Below are 15,167 nucleotides of genomic sequence, written 5' to 3'. Positions count from 1 at the left end.
ATCCCTCTATCGGACGACCGTCACCGGCACCGGCGCCGCGCGGGTCACCCGCTCCGCGACGTTCCCCATCAACAGCCGCGACCGGAGGTCGCCCCCGTGACTGCCGAGGACCACGGCGTCGAAATTCTCCGCCCGCTCGATGATCGACTTCGCGGGACTGCCGACGTCGACGTCGGTGTCGAGGTCGACGCCGCGCTCGGCGGCGAGCTCGCCGGCCGACTCGAAGATCGACTCGGCTTCCTCGCGGGCCACCGCCTCGATGTCGTCTTCGAGCGCCATCTCCAGCGCCCGACCCATCATCGGCGACGGTTCGCCGGCGACGTACAGCACGGTGATCTCGGCGTCGGGATGGACCTCGAGCGCGTACTCCAGGGCGCGCTCGGCCATCTCGGAGTCGTCCATCGCGACCAGAACCTGCTCGATCATGCTAGGAGATAGCTCACGGACGAGGATAAACGTGCGCTCGGGTCGGCACGCGCCCGCTCGCGGCCGTCAGAGCCCGAAGAGCGGCACGAACCGGAACGTGAGGTACGCTCCAGTCGTCGCGATCGCGGGGACGACGTTCTGCATCATGACGACGCGCGCCGTCGTCGCCGGGTCGAACAGATCCGAGGCGCTGGGGATGTCCTCGGGGTCCTCCTCGCCGATCGACGGCGGCGTCTCGCCTTCATCGTCGACGGTCAGCGCGCCGACCGACACCCGGGGCGACTCCTCGCCCGTGACCGCTTCCGAGACCGTAAGCGGGCGGGTCGCCCGGCCCCAGCCCAGGCCGATGATCGACATCGTCGCGATCACGACGAAGCTCGCCGGGATGCCGATCGCCGACAGGAAGATCACCAGCGACGCGCTGACGACCGCGACGACGATCGCCGCGGTCAGCGGGAGTTCGGTCAGGTCGTTGCCCATCGTCTCTAAGGTCCGCCGCGCGATGGTGAACGTCCCGACGCCGACGGCCAGGCAGCCGCCGACGATGGCCGGGTTCATCTCGACGGCGTCGCTCCCGACCAGCGGCGCGATCGCGTTCGCGATGTTCGAGGTTCCCGAGCTGAAGGCCATCAGGCAGCCGATCACGATGACGGTGATCACGCCCCACAGCTCGCGCCTGCTCGTCGTCTCGCTGACGACCGGGCGCGGGATCGCGCCGGACCGATCGAGCCGAACGAGCGGTCCTTCGCTGCGCTCCATCCTGACCATCCGGTTGAGCCGCGCGTAGAAGTAGCGGCCGATCACCAGCGACACCCAGAACCCGATGAAGGGGGCGATGATCCACCAGATGGCGATCTCGCCCATCACCGTCCAGTCGAGTTCGCCCGCGGCGAGCCCGAGTCCGGCGATCGATCCGACGGCGGTCATCGACGTCGAGGCGGGCACGCCGAACAGGTTGCCGACGAACAGCGCGAGCCCGATGAAAAACAGCACCCCGATGCTGGTCGACAGCGTGAACACCGACGCCGCGACGAGGTCTCCGCCGAGCGTCTCGACGACCCGGCGGCCGATCGTCCACGCGCCGACGAAGAAAAACACCGTCATCAGTCCGGCCGCGGTCGTCTTCGAGATCGCGTCGGCGCCGACGGCTGGCCCGAACGCCGGGCCGGTCGTCGCGCCGCCGATGTTGTACCCGACGAACAGCGACACGACGACCCCGACGAGCAGCAGTACCGACACCATGTTATCGCTCGTCGTCCCCCGATTCGCCGTCGGTCTCGTCGAGGAGGTCCGCGATCTCGTCCTCGCGGGGGCGCCGATCGACCCGCTCCTCGACGGATTCGACCTGCTCCTGGACGCCTTCGAGCTCCTGCTCGACGGTCTGCTCGACGCTGCCGATCTCCTCCTCGACCGTCTGCTCGACGGTCTCTTCGACGGTTTTCTCGACCGTCTGCTCGACCTCCTGGGTCATCCACTCGGGGTCGAACCGCGACATCTTCCAGACGACGTGGATCGCGTACGACACCAGCACGCCGAACCCGAACGCCACGCCGACCCTCGCGCCTTCGACGGCGATCAGCACGACCGCGACGAAGATCAACGCGCCGTACGCGAGATCCACCGCGGCGTCGACCCGGCGCGGATTCATCGACCGACGCCCGTCTCGGCGTCCATCGTGGGTGCGGTGCGTCGGTGCCTCGGGATCCCGGATTCGAATCCGTCAGACCTCCGATAATGAGCGGCTGCGATCATGTCACCTAATTCGGCGCGTACCGGGAAGTTCTTTGGGAAGACGGGATCGGCGAGCGGCCGCTCTCACCGCCCCGCCAGGTCCGCCGAGAGCACGAAGTCGGGATGGTCCGAGATGCCCGCCCGGCGGTAGGCGCCGTCGCTGACGTGCCGGGCCGTCTCGGGGATCAACACTCTGGTTCTGTCGGCCCCGATCCCGGCGGCGTCGCGGCGGATCGCCGCGACCAGCGTCTCCAGCGCCTCGGCGTCCGCCCACGCGCCGACGCCGTACTCGGCGACGCGTTCGGTCGCCGCGGCGCCCTCGGCTTCGGCGCCCGCGTTATCGTCGCTCTCGCCGACATCGCCCCCGCCCTCGACCTCGCGCTCGTAGTCCCGGACCCTGAACGTCATCCCGCGGGCGCCCTCGTCGGACGTCACCGCGAACACGGCCGTCTCGTCGTCGGCCTCGCGGAGGTCCTCGCGCGTCAGCTCGCGGACGGCCCAGCTCTCCTCGGGCGAAAGCGCCAGTCCGCGGAGGTGGTCGCGAGCGGCGCTTTCCTGCCAGTACCGCCACGCGACGTCCGGGTCGGTCGTCACGCCGAGCCGGTCGTGGGCGTCGTGATCGGCGTCCGCGGTCGGGTCGGGCTGGAGCCAGCGGAACTCGGTCGTCGGCTCGAACCCGGTCGCACGCGACTGTCCGAGCCCCGCCTGGTTCCAGGAAAACACCATGTTGCGGGCGACCGTCGCGCCCTCGGAGCGGGCCCAGTCGAACAGATGCTCGACGAGCAGGCCGCCGACGCCGCGGCCGCGGTACTCGGGGTCGACGCGCATTCCCTGGAGCCACGCCTCGCGGTCGGACAGCAGCGCGCACTGCAGGATTCCCACGGCCGTGTCGCCGTCGACCGCGATCGCCGTTCTGGCGTCTTCTTTGGCGAGCCAGTCGTGGAACACGTCCGGGAGGTAATCGCCGGTCTTGCGGTCGGCCCAGGTGTCGCTGGTGAACGCGACGACGTCGTCGTAGTCGTCGGCCCGCGCTTCGCGAACCGTCAGGTCGGTGCCGGCGTGCGATCGGTCGCCGCCGGAGTTCGAATCCCCCACCGTCCTAACCTCACTTCCAGGGAACCGATCGGTCGGTGATCTCGCCGGCGATCGGCGTCCGCATCGTCTCCGCGATATTCTGGCTGTTGGCGAGCGCCCACATCAGCTTCACCTTCGCGGTGCCGGGCAGCACGTCCTCGCCCTCGATGACGCCGGCGTCGAGCAGGTCGCGGCCGGTGTCGTACACCCGGTCGCAGACCCGCCCGTCGAGACACTGGCTGGTCATCACGACCGGCGTCCCCGCGTCGGTGATCTCGTCGATCCGGTCGATCCAGTCGGAGTGGACGTGGCCAAGCCCCGTCCCTTCGATCACGATGCCGTCCTTCTCTGCGGCGAGGTCGAGCACCGCCTCGTCGGTGCCGGGCGTGAACTTCACCAGCGCGACGTCGGGGTTCAGATCGTCGCTGACCGCGAGTTCGGCGTCTCCCGGCTGCTCGCCGCTCGACGTTTCCGAGGCGCGTCGCGCCTCGCTTTCGCCGCGCTCCGCGTGCTCGCGCCGGAACGTGACCGCGCGCTCGTCGTAGTCGACGCGGCCGAGCGGCTTCCGGCCGACCGTCTCGAAGGCGTCCCGGCGCGAGGTGTGGTTCTTCCGGACGCGCGTCCCGCGGTGGAGCGCGCAGTCCTCGTCGGACTCGTCTTCGTGCATGCAGACCAGCACCTCCGCGCAGTCGCTCTTGGCGGCCTCGACGGCGCAGACCGCGTTCATCACGTTGTCGCTGGACGGCCGGTCCGCCGAGCGCTGGCTGCCCGTGAACACGATCGGCACCGGAGTATCGAGCATGAACGCCAGCGCGCTCGCGGTGAACTGCATCGTGTCGGTGCCGTGCATCACGACGACGCCGTCGGCCCCCTGCTCGATCTCCTCGGCGACGACGCCCGCCAGCTCCTGCCAGACGTCGGGCGTCATGTTCTCCGAGAGGATGTTGGCGACGACCCGCCCGCGGTAGTTGGCGAGGCCGGCGAGGTCGGGCACCGCGCGCAGCACGTCCTCGGCGTCGAACTGCGCGGTGACGGCGCCGGTGCGGTAGTCGACCGTCGAGGCGATGGTTCCACCGGTCGAGATCAGCGAGATCGTGGGGAGATCCTCGTCGAACTCGACTTCGGATTCGGCCTCGGCGTCGCCGTCCTCGACGTCGTAGACGTCCGACTCCAGGACGTCGACGTCGGCGTCCGAACGGTCGATGCCGACGTTGTACCCGCCCTCGAGCTTGACGACGAGGTGCTCCGGCGTCGTCGAGGGGAGCAACACGCCCTCGTAGGTCTGTCCCGCGCGCTCGACCCGCACGCGATCGCCTGCGTTCATGATCTCCCGTTCTGTCCGGCGGGACTTGAACGCACTCCTTCGTCGGTTCGGTCGCGCGGCGAACGAGCGCTCCGGCGGCGCCGACCTGTTGGCGCAGCGAAACACCCATGGGACCGGCCGCCGAACCACCGCGTATGAGCGAGCGCACGGACCAGCTCACGTCGGAGGCGTCGTCGGACGACGATGACGTGCGCCGGGACGGGGGGTTCGATGGCGGCGGCTTCGACGACGACAGCCTCGACGACGACCTGCTCGGCGGTTCGGACGCCGAGAGCGGGTCGGCGACGGACGCCGACGACGGGTCGCGACTCTCGGGGTACTTCTCGCCGAAGGCGTTCCTCGGCGCGCTGGTCGGGTTGGCGATCCTGGCCGGCGTCGGGCGGTCGGTGGTCCCGATCGTCTCGGGGATCGGCGGCCTGCTGGGCGCGTTCGCGGGCGCCTTCGTCGTCGGGCTGGTTAGCCCCAAGCGCCGGTACGCCGAGACGGGTGCTGCGGGCGCGCTGCTCGGTGCGATCAGCGCGATCCCCGGGTTCATCGCGTTCGGTCTGGGTCTCCAGTCGGTCGCGACGATCGCCGCGATCGGCGGCGCGGTGGGGCTGGTCGTCACGCTGCTGGGCGTCTACTTCGGGCGCGATCTGCGCGACGGGCTGTCGAAGGATATCTGAGGACGCCCGGGGATCGGTGGCCGATCCGACGATTCTAAATTTCGACGACTACTACGCGGACGTAATGTGGCCGTTCATTCCTCTGGACGCTCTCGCCGGCCCAGTGTTCACTGGCGGTCTTCACCTGTCAGTTCCGGTGGGGATGTCGCTGATCGTGTTCTACAACCTCACGAAGTACGAGGACGACCACCGGCTGGCGTGGACGCTCGCGACGTTTTTCGCCGGGATCGGCGGGATGGGAATCGGCAGTATCGTCGTCGCGGTGCTGTATCACACCGTCGAGTAGGTGCTATCTTTCCCGCTCCCGTTCGAGGATGCGCTCGACGAACGCCGATTTTCGCTCCGTGTAGGACGCCCGGTCGTCGGGGTGGGCCTTCGCTAACTTCCGTTTGAGCCGCGCGTACTCCGCGGCGGCGTCCGGATTCGCTCGCAGGTGGTCTCTGAACGCGATCTGCTCGCGGTGGCACTCGCTGCCTCGCTCGGCGATCGAGAGGTAGTGCGTCCGCTCCTCGGCCGGCCCCCTGGCGAAAAACAGCCGGTCCGGGACGGGATCGTTCTCCCGGAGTTCGTATCCCTCCGGTTCCAGTTTTGTTGCGCACTCGGATTTTGGGGCGAGTTCGTCGGTGATCGCCAGCAGGTCGAGCACGGGTTTCGCCGGCAGTCCCTCGATCGCCGTGCTCCCGACGTGCTCGATCTCGTCGACGCTGTCGCTCAGGGCATCGTTCAGGTGCGATCGCTCCTCGTCGGCCAGGCGATGCCACCCCTTGCGATGTTCGACGAGTTCGACCGTGCCGCGTTCAAGTCCGAGCATCGGGTTAGTCGACCAGCGACCAGCCGTCGTCGGCTCGCTCGACGAGGCCGTTCTCCGAGAGGTCCGCGAGCACCTGTTCGACCATTCCCGGGGGCGCCTCGACGTCCTCGGCGATGGCGTCGGTGATCTTCGGATCGTCGGACAGTGCCAGGAGCACGTCGGCGTACAGCCGGCTGTCGGCGTCGGCGTCCGCCTCGTCGGTCAGCTCGTCGAGCACCTCGGTGATCCGACCCTGGACCCACCGCTGGGCCATCGAGAGCTCGTTTTCGAGCTGTTCGAGCTCCTTGAGCTCCGAGGCTAACTCGCGCGTGCTCTCCTCCTCGTCGTCGTCGAGCTGGACGTCGATCGAGAGGTAGCGCCACGTCGTGATGTCGAACCCGCGGCTCGCGGGGTAGGCGCTCTTGGTGCCGAACTCGTAGGGCGAGACGTTCACTTCGAGCCGGAGATTCCGGGAGATGTGGAAGTACTTCCGACGCTGGTCGTCGGTGTGGCTCTCGACGATGCCGGCTTCCTCCAGTTTACGGAGGTGGTCGATCACCGCTTTGGGGCTGACTCCGAGGTACTCGCTGATCTCCGTGACGTAGCAGGGCTTGCGCGCCAGCAGGCGGAGGATGCGCCGGCGGTTTTCGTTGCCCAGAAGATCCAGCAAGGCTGCGGAGTCCATCTGACCGTTCGTAGGGTCGCCGCGCTGAAAAGGGTATCTGCTCGCGGCCCGCGTCCGCAGGAGGGCAGCGGGGCCGCGTACTACCGGACGAGTGTCACGTCGGGGCGGCTTTCACCGGGACCTCCGGCGTTGTTCGGGCCGCCGCCGTTACTCGGGCCGGCGGCGTTGTTCTCCGCGGCCTCCCCGCTGTTGTCGGTGGCGTCGGTACCGGACTTTCCGGGCGCGTCGCCGCTATTGCCGGGAGCACCATCACCGGGCCCGCCGTCGTCCGACGGGCCGCGATCATTTCCCGGCAGTCCACCACCGTCGCTGCCGGCGTTGGATTCGCTGCCGGCCGTAGCACCGTTGCCGGCGCTCGCATTGTCCGATGCTCCCGCGTCCGGCGGACCGTTCCCGCGGTCGTCGCTATTCGCCCCGGCGTCCGCGGGCGGGCCGCCGCGGTCATCGGGCGGTCCGCGCTCGCCCGGGCCGCGATCGGCGGGCGGCCCCCGGCCGGGGATCGCGTCGGCGGCCGCCTGTACTTTCGGCCCGCGGAGCTCGGAGACGTTCGCCCGCATGCGGTCGAACTGATTCGTGTCGACGCCGGTTCGTTCGGCTTTTGCGGCCGTCCCGTTGATCTGGCGCTCGAGCGACTCGATCTCGCCGACGATCCGGCTCATCCGGGCGGTGTAAGCCACGTCGTTTAGCTTCCCTTCCCGTTCGGCGAGGTCCTGCTTTCGCTCGCGCAACCGCTCGATCTGGCGCTCGATCCGGACCGTTCGCTTTTCGACTACGGCCGACTTGTTGTCGGCCCGTTCGTACTCGGCCTCGAACATTCCGCTCTCGACCTCGCTCGTCGCGTTCGTGGCGCTGGTCTGCATGAACGACGACACCTGCGCGCCGACAGACGGTGTGTCGGTACCGTTACCGTCGGTGGCGTTCCCCTCCGTGACGTTTCCGTCGGTGCCGTTCGTTCCGCCGTCCTGCGCGTCGAGCGTTGTGGCGTCGGTCAGTGCGAACGCTCCCGCGAACGGGACGGCCAGCACCGTCCCGAGGACGACCATCGCGGCGAAGACCACGGCGCGGAAACTGCTCATTGACAGAACCTAACTACCGCACTAAGTAAAAAAGCGGACTTTCGTTCGCACCGTTCACCTGGCACGATAACGGACGCAAATCCGTTTTTAGCGTTTAAAACGGCATTTGGGCCCTCGAACGAGGATCTCACCTGGCGGCGCCCGGTTCGGTCCGGAAAACTGCCTGAATGCGCTCCTACAAAAGCGCTCGCCGGAAGGCTTATCTTCGATCGTAACACGTGTTATCATGTATCATGTTCGAGGAGTTCTCCAGCGGCTACTACTTCGGCCGGCTGTACGTCGAGCCGTTCGACGGCGATCGCGCGGTGATGCAGCGCGATCAGCACGAACGGGTCAACGAGCAGCTGTACGCGTCCGGAGAGGGCGTCGAGCGCCTCGACGCGCCGCTGGTGATGAAACTGGACGAGCGTCACATCCCGGTTCACGGCGAACCGGACGTCCCGCGCGACACGCTCGCAGTGCCCGCGACAGTGCTGGAGGACGTTCGGGTCCGCAACCCGCCGGCGCTCAAAGAGGTGCTGCTCGCCAAGGCCGATCGCGCGCGGCAGCTCTTGCGACTCACTGGCGGGGAACCGACGCCGGACGACGGCGCGGACGGCGGACACGGGTGGGACCCCACGGCGGGCTACTGATCACGCCCGGGGCGTCCGAACGCTCGGCGCGGCTCCGTCCGCGCCCGATACGGTTTTGAGCCCCGGACTGCTACGGCCCGTATGCGCGAGGCAGAGGAGACGACCCGCCGGCGCATCGCCGATCACCTCCGCGAGGGCGTCGCGACGCCGAGCGCGCTCGCCGCGGAACTCGACGTCACCACGCACGCGGCGCTCGAACACGTCCAGCATCTCGCGATGTCGCTCGAACCGACCGACGAGCGGCTGCTGGTCGCGCCGCCGACCTGCCGCGAGTGCGGATTCGACGAGTACGACGAGCCGGCGAACCTCCCCTCGCGGTGTCCCGAGTGCAAGCACGAGGGGATCGACGAGCCGGAGTTCACCATCGAATAGAACACTTCTCGGCGGCGTCCGGGCGTCACGATCGGCGAGCGCGACCCGGCCTCAGATCTTGACGTTCGACGACGAGGAGAGATCCGCCGGGTCGTCCTCGACCGGCCCGACGCGGACGAACTCGTAGTCGTCGTCGGTCAGGTACGCCACGCCGTCGTCGACCGTCACGCCGACTTCCTCCAGGTAGGCGCCCTCGCAGGGGCCGAACGAACAGTAGCCCGTGTCGGCCTCGAAGTACGCGCCGTGATTCTCGCAGACGAGTTCACCGTTGCGCATCGCGGCGCCCGAGCCCTTGTCGATCTTGATGTGGGTCATGTGCTGGCAGGCGTTGAGCCAGCCCGCGATCTCGCCGTCCAGTTCGACGAGGATCGCCTCCGCTTCCTCGCCGTCGGCGTCCCGTACGGTGAAAATCAGCGTCGAGTCGTCGGGGATCTCGTCGGCGGCCGCGATCTCGGCTCCCGGTGGCATCGTCCCCTCGTTTGCGGGAGGGTTCATATAGTTGGCTCGAAAATCATCCTGCTATGAACGCGAGACGCCGCCTCGCGGCGACGGTCGCGCTGGTCGGCGCCGCTGCGCTGGCCAGCGCCGCAGTCTACGGCGACCTGCCCGCGGAGATGGCGATCCACTGGGGACCGGCGGGCGACGCCGACGGCTGGGCGTCGCGACCGGTCGGCGCGTTCGGCCTCCCCGCGCTGATGGCCGCGCTGGCCGCGCTGCTGTGGTCGGTGCCGCGGTTCGATCCGCTCGGGGAAAACTACGAGTCGTTCCGGCCGACCTACGACTGGTTCGTCGTCGCCGCGCTGGCGTTTCTGGCCTACGTCCACGGGATCGTTCTGGCGACGAACCTCGGCGTCGACGTCTCGATGACGCGCGCGCTCGTCCCGGCGACGGCGGCGCTGTACTACGGTGCCGGCGTCCTGCTGGAGCGGGCGGAACCCAACTGGTTCGTCGGCATCCGCAATCCCTGGACGCTGTCGGACGAGCGGGTCTGGGACCGAACCCACGAGAAAGGCGCCGCGCTGTTCAAGGGCGCCGCGGTGCTCACGCTGGGCGGCGTCGTCGCCGGCGAGTACGCGTTCGCGTTTCTGGTCGGCCCGCTCCTGCTGGCCGCCGTCGCGACGACCGCGTACTCCTACTGGGCGTACAGTAAGCTCCCGAGCTGATTCCTTACTGCGACCGCGGGCCGGTCGTCTCGGCGGCCAGCACGTTCGCGTCGGTGACGACCTTGAACGCCGCCCCGACGAGCCCCGCGAACAGCAACAGCGCGCCGGCGACGGCGATCGCCAGCCCGACGATCTGCTGGATCAGCCCCGAGAGCAGCGGCGTGAACAGCGGCCGGCTGGCGAACGACCCCAGCCCGAGGGGTACCAGCAGCGACCCGACGGCGTAGATGATGAGCAGGCGGCGCATCTCCGGGTGCAACGCGTACGCGACGGCGGTCTCGAAGTCGACCGGCGAGTGGCGGAGGGTGTCTTCCGGGCTCGACATGATACTCCGTCGATACTAAACCGTCAAAACAGTTCCGGTGGTTCGACTCCGATCCGCCAGTCCTCGATCAACAGAGCGCCGCGGATGGTCGTTCGGTGACGCCGACGAAATGGGTCGACTACGGAACGGTGCCGACTACAGGACCTCGTCGAAGTCCTTGTGGCCCTGGATCTCGACGCCTTCGTCGGTGATCTCGGCGATGAAGACGCCGTTACCGCTGCCGGTGTCGCGCTCGACCGCGCTCTGGACCGCGCGAGCGGCGACCTTCTTGGCTTCCTCGTTCGAGAGGCCTTCCTCGTAGTACTGCTCTAAGGTACCGTAGGCGACCTGCATCCCGCTGCCGGTGACGGTGTAGTCGTCTCCGACCACGCCGCCGGCGGGATCGATGCTGTAGACGTGGCTGCCGTCCTCGTCGACGCCGCCCAGGATCGGGTGGATGGCGCGGAACGGACCGCCGCGACCGAAGTTCCCCGCGAGCGTGGCGAGCGCTTCGATGCTCATCGGCTCGCCGCGGCGGGTCTCGTAGAGGCTCGCTTCGGCGCGCAGCGTCTCGATAAAGGACTGGGCGCCGCCGACCGAGCCCACGAGCGTGAGCGCGGCCGTCGGGTGGATCTGCTCGACCTTCTGGACGTCCTTGTTCGAGACGAACCGCCCGCCGAGGCTGGCGCGCATGTCCGTCGCGATCACGACGCCGTCGGCCGTCGTCAGACCGACCGTCGTCGTCCCGGTCTTGGTCACTTCGCCCTCTTCGCCGCCCTGAACGTCCTGGAACGAGCCCACTTCGGGCTCGAAGGGGTTCTCCGCGCCGGCGGTCTCGAAGTTGTCGTTCATTCTTCGTCCTCCTCCTCGTCGACCGTCTCGACCTCGAGATCGTCGACGATCGTGCGCACTTCCTCGACGTCGTACGGTCGGTACTCGTCGGTCTCGGCCTCGATCGCCGCGACGTCGACGCTCGCGGGGTCGAGCGGCTCGTCGGAGGCCTCGGCCAGCGCTTCGAGCGCGAGGCCGACGCCCTCGTCGACGCCCAGCGCTTCAGTGTACTCGTCTTCGAGGTGGCCCTGGATCACGTCGCGGTCGCCGCCGACGGCGACGGCCTTCCACTCGGTCGCGACCCCGGACGGGTCGGCCTCGTAGAGGTGGGGCTCGCCGTCCTCGGTGCCGGCGATCAGCAGCGACACGCCGAAGGGGCGCGCGCCGCCGGTCTGGGTGTGTTCCTGAATGTTGTCGGTGATCGCCTTGGAGAGCGTCTCGACGCCGATCGACTGGCCGTACCGGAGCTGCTCGGTCTGTGCGCGCCGTCGCGCGAAGTCGACCAGCTTCCGAGCGTCGGCGACGTGGCCGGCGCTGGCGACGCCGACGTGGTCGTCGATCTCGTGGAGCTTCTCGACGCTCTCGGGCTCGATCAGTCGCGAGCGGACGCTCCGGTCGGCCACCAGCGCGACGCCGTCGGGCGTCCGGACGCCGATGGTCGCCGTCCCTCGCTTCACCGCTTCGCGCGCATACTCTACCTGGTAGAGCCGTCCGTCCGGGGAGAAGATGGTGATCCCCCGGTCGTAGGCCTGCTGATTGTGTTGTCCCTGCATCAGTCTTCACCACGGGTAAGGGTCTCACGTTTAAAGGCCTTCTGCGAAACCCCGCGACGGCGGCGGCAGGTTTGTCCCGTTCCGAAGGCCTCATACGTCAGTTTTCGCCGCGTCGCCGCTCTTTCGAAAGACGGTCAGTCGCCGTCGTAGTGACGCCGCTCGACGCGCTCGTCGAACAGCCGCGAGAGCAGGTTCGTCACCGGCCCGCCGCCGATCTCGATCCCGTCGACGGACTCGATCGGCCGGAGCTCCCAGGTCGTGTTCGTGAGAAACGCCTCCTCGGCGTTCCGGACGTCGTCGGGCGCGTAGCTGCCGGTGTACACCGGGATCTCCGCTTCGTCGGCCAGTTCGATCACGACCTCGCGGGTGATCCCCGGCAGCACCGGCCCGTCGAGGCTCGGCGTGTGGATGCCGTCCTCGCCGACGAGAAACAGGTTGCTCGCCGCGCCCTCGGCGACGTTACCCTCCGCGTCGCGCAGCAGCGCCTCGTCGGCCCCCTCGACGAGTTCGCGGCGCGCGAGAATCCCGTTGAGATAGTTGTGGGTCTTCGCCTCGGCCGGGAGCGCGTTGTCGGGGATGCGGCGAGTTTTCGTGGTCTGGACGGTCGCGGGCTCGTCCCAGACGTCGGCGCCCTCGACGCCGCCGCGCGGGAGCTCCTTGACGATCACGACGACCGTCGGGTCGGCGTCGGGCCGCGGCGTCAGCTTCCCCTCCTGGACGCCCCGCGAGATCGAGAGCTTCACGTAGGCGTCGGCGAGGTCGTTGGCGTCGAGGGTCTCCCGAATGCGCTTCCGCAGTTCGGCATCCGAGAGCCCGTGGTCGATCCCGAGCGTCTCGCAGGAGCCGGCGAGCCGCTCGGCGTGGGCCGACCACTCGAAGATCGACCCGCCGTAGGCGCGCATCGTCTCGAAGGCGGCGTCGCCGTACTGGAACCCGCGATCCTCGACGCTCACCGTCGCGTTCTCTGCCGGCACGAGTTCTCCGTCGACGTGGTATTTCATGAGTGAGTTCGGGCGTACTCGCAGAAGTTGGCTATCAGGCGCTTCCCCAGTTCGAGCGAGAGCTCGGCCCCCTCGGCGTCGCGGTCGACCGGCCCCGTCAGGATGCTCTCGGGGTGGAACTGGACGCCGACGTGGGGCCGATCGCGGTGCCGCACCGCCATCAGGATCGCCTGCTCGTCGTCGGTCCGGGCGGTCTCGACGAGCGGGTCGGGGAGGTCCTCGCGCTCGACCGCCAGCGAGTGGTACCGCCCCACCTCGAACGCGTCCGGTAACCCTTCGAAGATACCCTCGCCGTCGTGGCGCACCGTCGAGGGCTTCCCGTGGACGACCTCGGGCGCGCGGATCACGGGCGCGCCGTGGGCCGCACACAGAGCCTGGTGGCCGAGACAGACCCCCAGCGCGGGATACTCGGTCCGCTCGAAGATCGGGATCGAGACGCCGGCCTCGGCGGGCGTTCCGGGCCCCGGCGAGACGACGATCCCGTCGGGATCCAGCTCCCGGATTTCCGGGATGTCGATCGCGTCGTTCCGTCGGACCACCGGCTCGACGGGCTCGACGCCCCGGCGTTCGGCGGCCCGAATCTCGGCTTCCGCGACGAACTGGACGAGGTTGTACGCGAAGGAGTCGTAGTTGTCGATGACGAGGATCACCGCGGCTCACCCCCGCGGTCGTCGGGCGTCTCGTCGCCGGACGCCGGCGCGTCCGCGGCGTCCGACGCCGACACGGCGTCCTCCGCTCCGCTCTCCTCCTCCTCCACGCCTAGGCTCGTCCGGCCGTCGAGCGCCTCGTCGACCGCTCGGATCAGCGCGCGGGCCTTGTCCAGCGTCTCCTCGTACTCGCGTTCGGGAACCGAGTCGTGGACGATCCCGGCGCCGACGCGCAGGTGGTACTCCGCGCCGCGGCGGACGAGCGTCCGGATGACGATGTTCAGCGTCGCCCGCTCGTCGAAGCCGAATATCGCCATCGACCCGGTGTAGGGGCCCCTGCGGGTCGCTTCTACCTCGTCGATGATCTCCATCGTCCTGGGCTTCGGTGCGCCCGTGATCGTCCCGCCGGGGAACACCGCGGCGACGGCGTCCGCCAGTTCCGCGCCGGGCCGCAGTTCGCCGGTGACTCGCGAGACCAGATGCATCACCTCCGAGTAGCGGTCGATCCGGCGGTACTCGGGCACGTCGACGCTGCCGTACGCCGCGACCTTCCCGAGGTCGTTGCGCTCCAGATCGACCAGCATCGCGTGCTCGGCGCGCTCCTTCTCGTCGCCGAGGAGTTCCGATTCGAGGGCTACGTCCTCCTCGGGGGTGGCGCCCCGCGGGCGGGTGCCCGCGATCGGTTCCGTCTCGATCCGGTCGCCCGCTCGCTCCAGTAAGAGTTCGGGGCTCGCGCTCACCAGATCGACGCCGCGGAACTCCAGCAGCCCGGAGTACGGCGCGGGGTTGACCTCGCGCACGGCGTCGTACGCCGCGACCGGATGGACCGCCGCCGGCGCGGTCAGGCGCTGGGAGACGTTCGCCTGGAACGTGTCGCCGTCGCGAACGTACTCCTTGACGCGCCGGACGCGCTCGGCGAACGCCGCGCGCCCGCAGTCGCTCTCGAAGGTGGCGCTGTCCCGCTCGACCGGCGGGGCGTCGACCTCTCGGGCGCCTTCCTCGATCTTCCGCGCGAGGTCGAGCGCACGCTCGCGCCCCCGCTCGTAGGCGGCGTCGATCGCCGCGGCGTCGTCGTCCTCGATCCGCGGGCAGGCGGTGATCCGCAGCGTCGTCTCGTGGTCCCCGGCCTCCTCGCCGCCGCGGGGCTCCTCCCACGCGGCCAGCCGGTCGTAGACGCCGACCTGCAGCTGCGGGAGGTCGCGATCGTCGGTCGTCGTCTCGGGCAACTGCTCGATCTCGCGCACGAGGTCGTAGGAGAGCCAGCCGATCGCGCCGCAGGGGTAGGGAACGTCGCAGTCGCCCCGGACGAGCGCTTCGCCGTCGAGCAGCCCCTGGAGCGCGGCGAGCGACGGCGCGGTTCGGCCGCCGAGCCCGTCGAGCGCGTCGTCCCCCGCGTGTTCGGGCGACTGTCGAACGACGGCGTCGGAGCTGACGGTGAGCCGCTCGATAGGTTCGACGCCGAAGTAGCCCCAGCCGGACTGGCCGCCGGTCGTCTCCAGGAACGCGCCGCCGGGGCCGTCGCGGGCGCGGCGGTAGGCGTCGAACGGGTCGGCCACCGTCGCGCGGACTTCCACCGGCACGCGCGCGCCGATCGGCGCGTCCGCGGCGACCGCGCGGAACGCGTCCGCGTCGGTCGCGACCGTCGGGGAACTCATTACCGGGAGAAAGCGGCC

General features: G+C 69.2%; 20 protein-coding genes. 5 read left to right on the top strand and 15 right to left on the bottom strand.

What is annotated here, in order from left to right:
• Positions 1-6: 6 nt before the first annotated feature.
• The 5 genes from ABDZ81_RS09820 to gatD form a co-directional block, all read right to left on the bottom strand.
• Positions 7-426 carry a universal stress protein gene (locus tag ABDZ81_RS09820; protein WP_343773789.1) on the bottom strand — a complete coding sequence of 140 codons (420 nt, stop codon included), beginning with the start codon at positions 424-426 and terminating at the stop codon, positions 7-9.
• Between the two features lie 66 nt (positions 427-492).
• Positions 493-1,668, bottom strand: a complete 1,176-nt coding sequence (locus ABDZ81_RS09815) for an inorganic phosphate transporter (RefSeq protein WP_343773788.1) — start codon at positions 1,666-1,668, stop codon at positions 493-495.
• Between the two features lies 1 nt (position 1,669).
• A complete protein-coding gene (locus ABDZ81_RS09810) occupies positions 1,670-2,074 on the bottom strand; it encodes a hypothetical protein (protein ID WP_343773787.1) in 405 nt (134 codons plus the stop codon).
• Positions 2,075-2,241: 167 nt separating this feature from the next.
• A complete protein-coding gene (locus tag ABDZ81_RS09805; protein WP_343773786.1) occupies positions 2,242-3,252 on the bottom strand; it encodes a GNAT family N-acetyltransferase in 1,011 nt (336 codons plus the stop codon).
• Positions 3,253-3,262: 10 nt separating this feature from the next.
• The gene (gene gatD, locus ABDZ81_RS09800) at positions 3,263-4,555 is read right to left on the bottom strand and encodes a Glu-tRNA(Gln) amidotransferase subunit GatD (RefSeq protein WP_343773785.1); all 1,293 of its coding nucleotides are present in this window, start codon (positions 4,553-4,555) and stop codon (positions 3,263-3,265) included.
• A gap of 134 nt (positions 4,556-4,689) precedes the next feature.
• Here gatD and ABDZ81_RS09795 point away from each other — a divergent pair, with 134 nt between their 5' ends.
• On the top strand, positions 4,690-5,220 hold the full coding sequence (locus ABDZ81_RS09795; RefSeq protein ID WP_343773784.1) for a DUF456 domain-containing protein: 531 nt from the start codon (positions 4,690-4,692) through the stop codon (positions 5,218-5,220).
• 16 nt (positions 5,221-5,236) lie between these two features.
• Entirely contained in the window at positions 5,237-5,506 is a 270-nt protein-coding gene (locus tag ABDZ81_RS09790) for a hypothetical protein (RefSeq protein WP_343773783.1), read from the top strand.
• Between the two features lie 3 nt (positions 5,507-5,509).
• Here ABDZ81_RS09790 and ABDZ81_RS09785 read toward each other — a convergent pair whose 3' ends face one another.
• The 3 genes from ABDZ81_RS09785 to ABDZ81_RS09775 all read right to left on the bottom strand — a co-directional run bounded on the left by ABDZ81_RS09785 (position 5,510) and on the right by ABDZ81_RS09775 (position 7,771).
• Entirely contained in the window at positions 5,510-6,031 is a 522-nt protein-coding gene (locus tag ABDZ81_RS09785) for a GrpB family protein (RefSeq protein ID WP_343773782.1), read from the bottom strand.
• Between the two features lie 4 nt (positions 6,032-6,035).
• Positions 6,036-6,695, bottom strand: coding sequence for an ArsR family transcriptional regulator (locus tag ABDZ81_RS09780; RefSeq protein WP_343773781.1), 660 nt, complete (start codon positions 6,693-6,695; stop codon positions 6,036-6,038).
• Positions 6,696-6,775: 80 nt separating this feature from the next.
• Positions 6,776-7,771: a hypothetical protein gene (locus ABDZ81_RS09775; protein ID WP_343773780.1), complete on the bottom strand. Its 996-nt coding sequence runs from the start codon at positions 7,769-7,771 to the stop codon at positions 6,776-6,778.
• A 233-nt stretch (positions 7,772-8,004) separates the two neighbouring features.
• Between ABDZ81_RS09775 and ABDZ81_RS09770 the strand changes: the two genes are divergently transcribed.
• Together ABDZ81_RS09770 and ABDZ81_RS09765 are read left to right on the top strand one after the other, a co-directional pair.
• Entirely contained in the window at positions 8,005-8,403 is a 399-nt protein-coding gene (locus ABDZ81_RS09770; protein WP_343773779.1) for a DUF5802 family protein, read from the top strand.
• A gap of 81 nt (positions 8,404-8,484) precedes the next feature.
• A complete protein-coding gene (locus ABDZ81_RS09765) occupies positions 8,485-8,775 on the top strand; it encodes a transcriptional regulator (RefSeq protein WP_343773778.1) in 291 nt (96 codons plus the stop codon).
• A gap of 51 nt (positions 8,776-8,826) precedes the next feature.
• Here the strand turns inward: ABDZ81_RS09765 and ABDZ81_RS09760 are convergent, their stop codons facing one another.
• Positions 8,827-9,243, bottom strand: a complete 417-nt coding sequence (locus tag ABDZ81_RS09760; protein ID WP_343773777.1) for a Rieske (2Fe-2S) protein — start codon at positions 9,241-9,243, stop codon at positions 8,827-8,829.
• Between the two features lie 53 nt (positions 9,244-9,296).
• Between ABDZ81_RS09760 and ABDZ81_RS09755 the strand changes: the two genes are divergently transcribed.
• Positions 9,297-9,938 carry an SdpI family protein gene (locus ABDZ81_RS09755; RefSeq protein WP_343773775.1) on the top strand — a complete coding sequence of 214 codons (642 nt, stop codon included), beginning with the start codon at positions 9,297-9,299 and terminating at the stop codon, positions 9,936-9,938.
• 4 nt (positions 9,939-9,942) lie between these two features.
• On the opposite strand, the gene ABDZ81_RS09750 is transcribed toward ABDZ81_RS09755, so the two are convergent.
• The 6 genes from ABDZ81_RS09750 to pabB all read right to left on the bottom strand — a co-directional run bounded on the left by ABDZ81_RS09750 (position 9,943) and on the right by pabB (position 15,149).
• Positions 9,943-10,263 (bottom strand): hypothetical protein, encoded by a 321-nt coding sequence (locus ABDZ81_RS09750; protein ID WP_343773774.1) that lies wholly within the window; start codon positions 10,261-10,263, stop codon positions 9,943-9,945.
• 135 nt (positions 10,264-10,398) lie between these two features.
• A complete protein-coding gene (psmB, locus tag ABDZ81_RS09745) occupies positions 10,399-11,094 on the bottom strand; it encodes an archaeal proteasome endopeptidase complex subunit beta (protein ID WP_343773773.1) in 696 nt (231 codons plus the stop codon).
• Entirely contained in the window at positions 11,091-11,846 is a 756-nt protein-coding gene (psmA, locus tag ABDZ81_RS09740) for an archaeal proteasome endopeptidase complex subunit alpha (protein WP_343773772.1), read from the bottom strand. The genes psmB and psmA overlap by 4 nt, the downstream gene beginning before the upstream one ends.
• A 134-nt stretch (positions 11,847-11,980) precedes the next feature.
• Positions 11,981-12,847 carry an aminotransferase class IV gene (locus tag ABDZ81_RS09735; RefSeq protein WP_343773771.1) on the bottom strand — a complete coding sequence of 289 codons (867 nt, stop codon included), beginning with the start codon at positions 12,845-12,847 and terminating at the stop codon, positions 11,981-11,983.
• Positions 12,844-13,494: an anthranilate synthase component II gene (locus tag ABDZ81_RS09730; RefSeq protein ID WP_343773965.1), complete on the bottom strand. Its 651-nt coding sequence runs from the start codon at positions 13,492-13,494 to the stop codon at positions 12,844-12,846. The genes ABDZ81_RS09735 and ABDZ81_RS09730 overlap by 4 nt, the downstream gene beginning before the upstream one ends.
• Complete coding sequence (gene pabB, locus ABDZ81_RS09725; RefSeq protein WP_343773770.1) at positions 13,494-15,149, bottom strand: aminodeoxychorismate synthase, component I; 1,656 nt, start codon at positions 15,147-15,149, stop codon at positions 13,494-13,496. The genes ABDZ81_RS09730 and pabB overlap by 1 nt, the downstream gene beginning before the upstream one ends.
• Between the last annotated feature and the right edge of the window lie 18 nt (positions 15,150-15,167).

Origin of the sequence: Natronoarchaeum mannanilyticum (genome assembly GCF_039522665.1) — an archaeon.
Lineage (GTDB): Archaea > Halobacteriota > Halobacteria > Halobacteriales > Natronoarchaeaceae > Natronoarchaeum > Natronoarchaeum mannanilyticum.
Note: the sequence above shows the minus strand (reverse complement) of the source record. Positions and strands in the feature narration are given on the sequence as shown.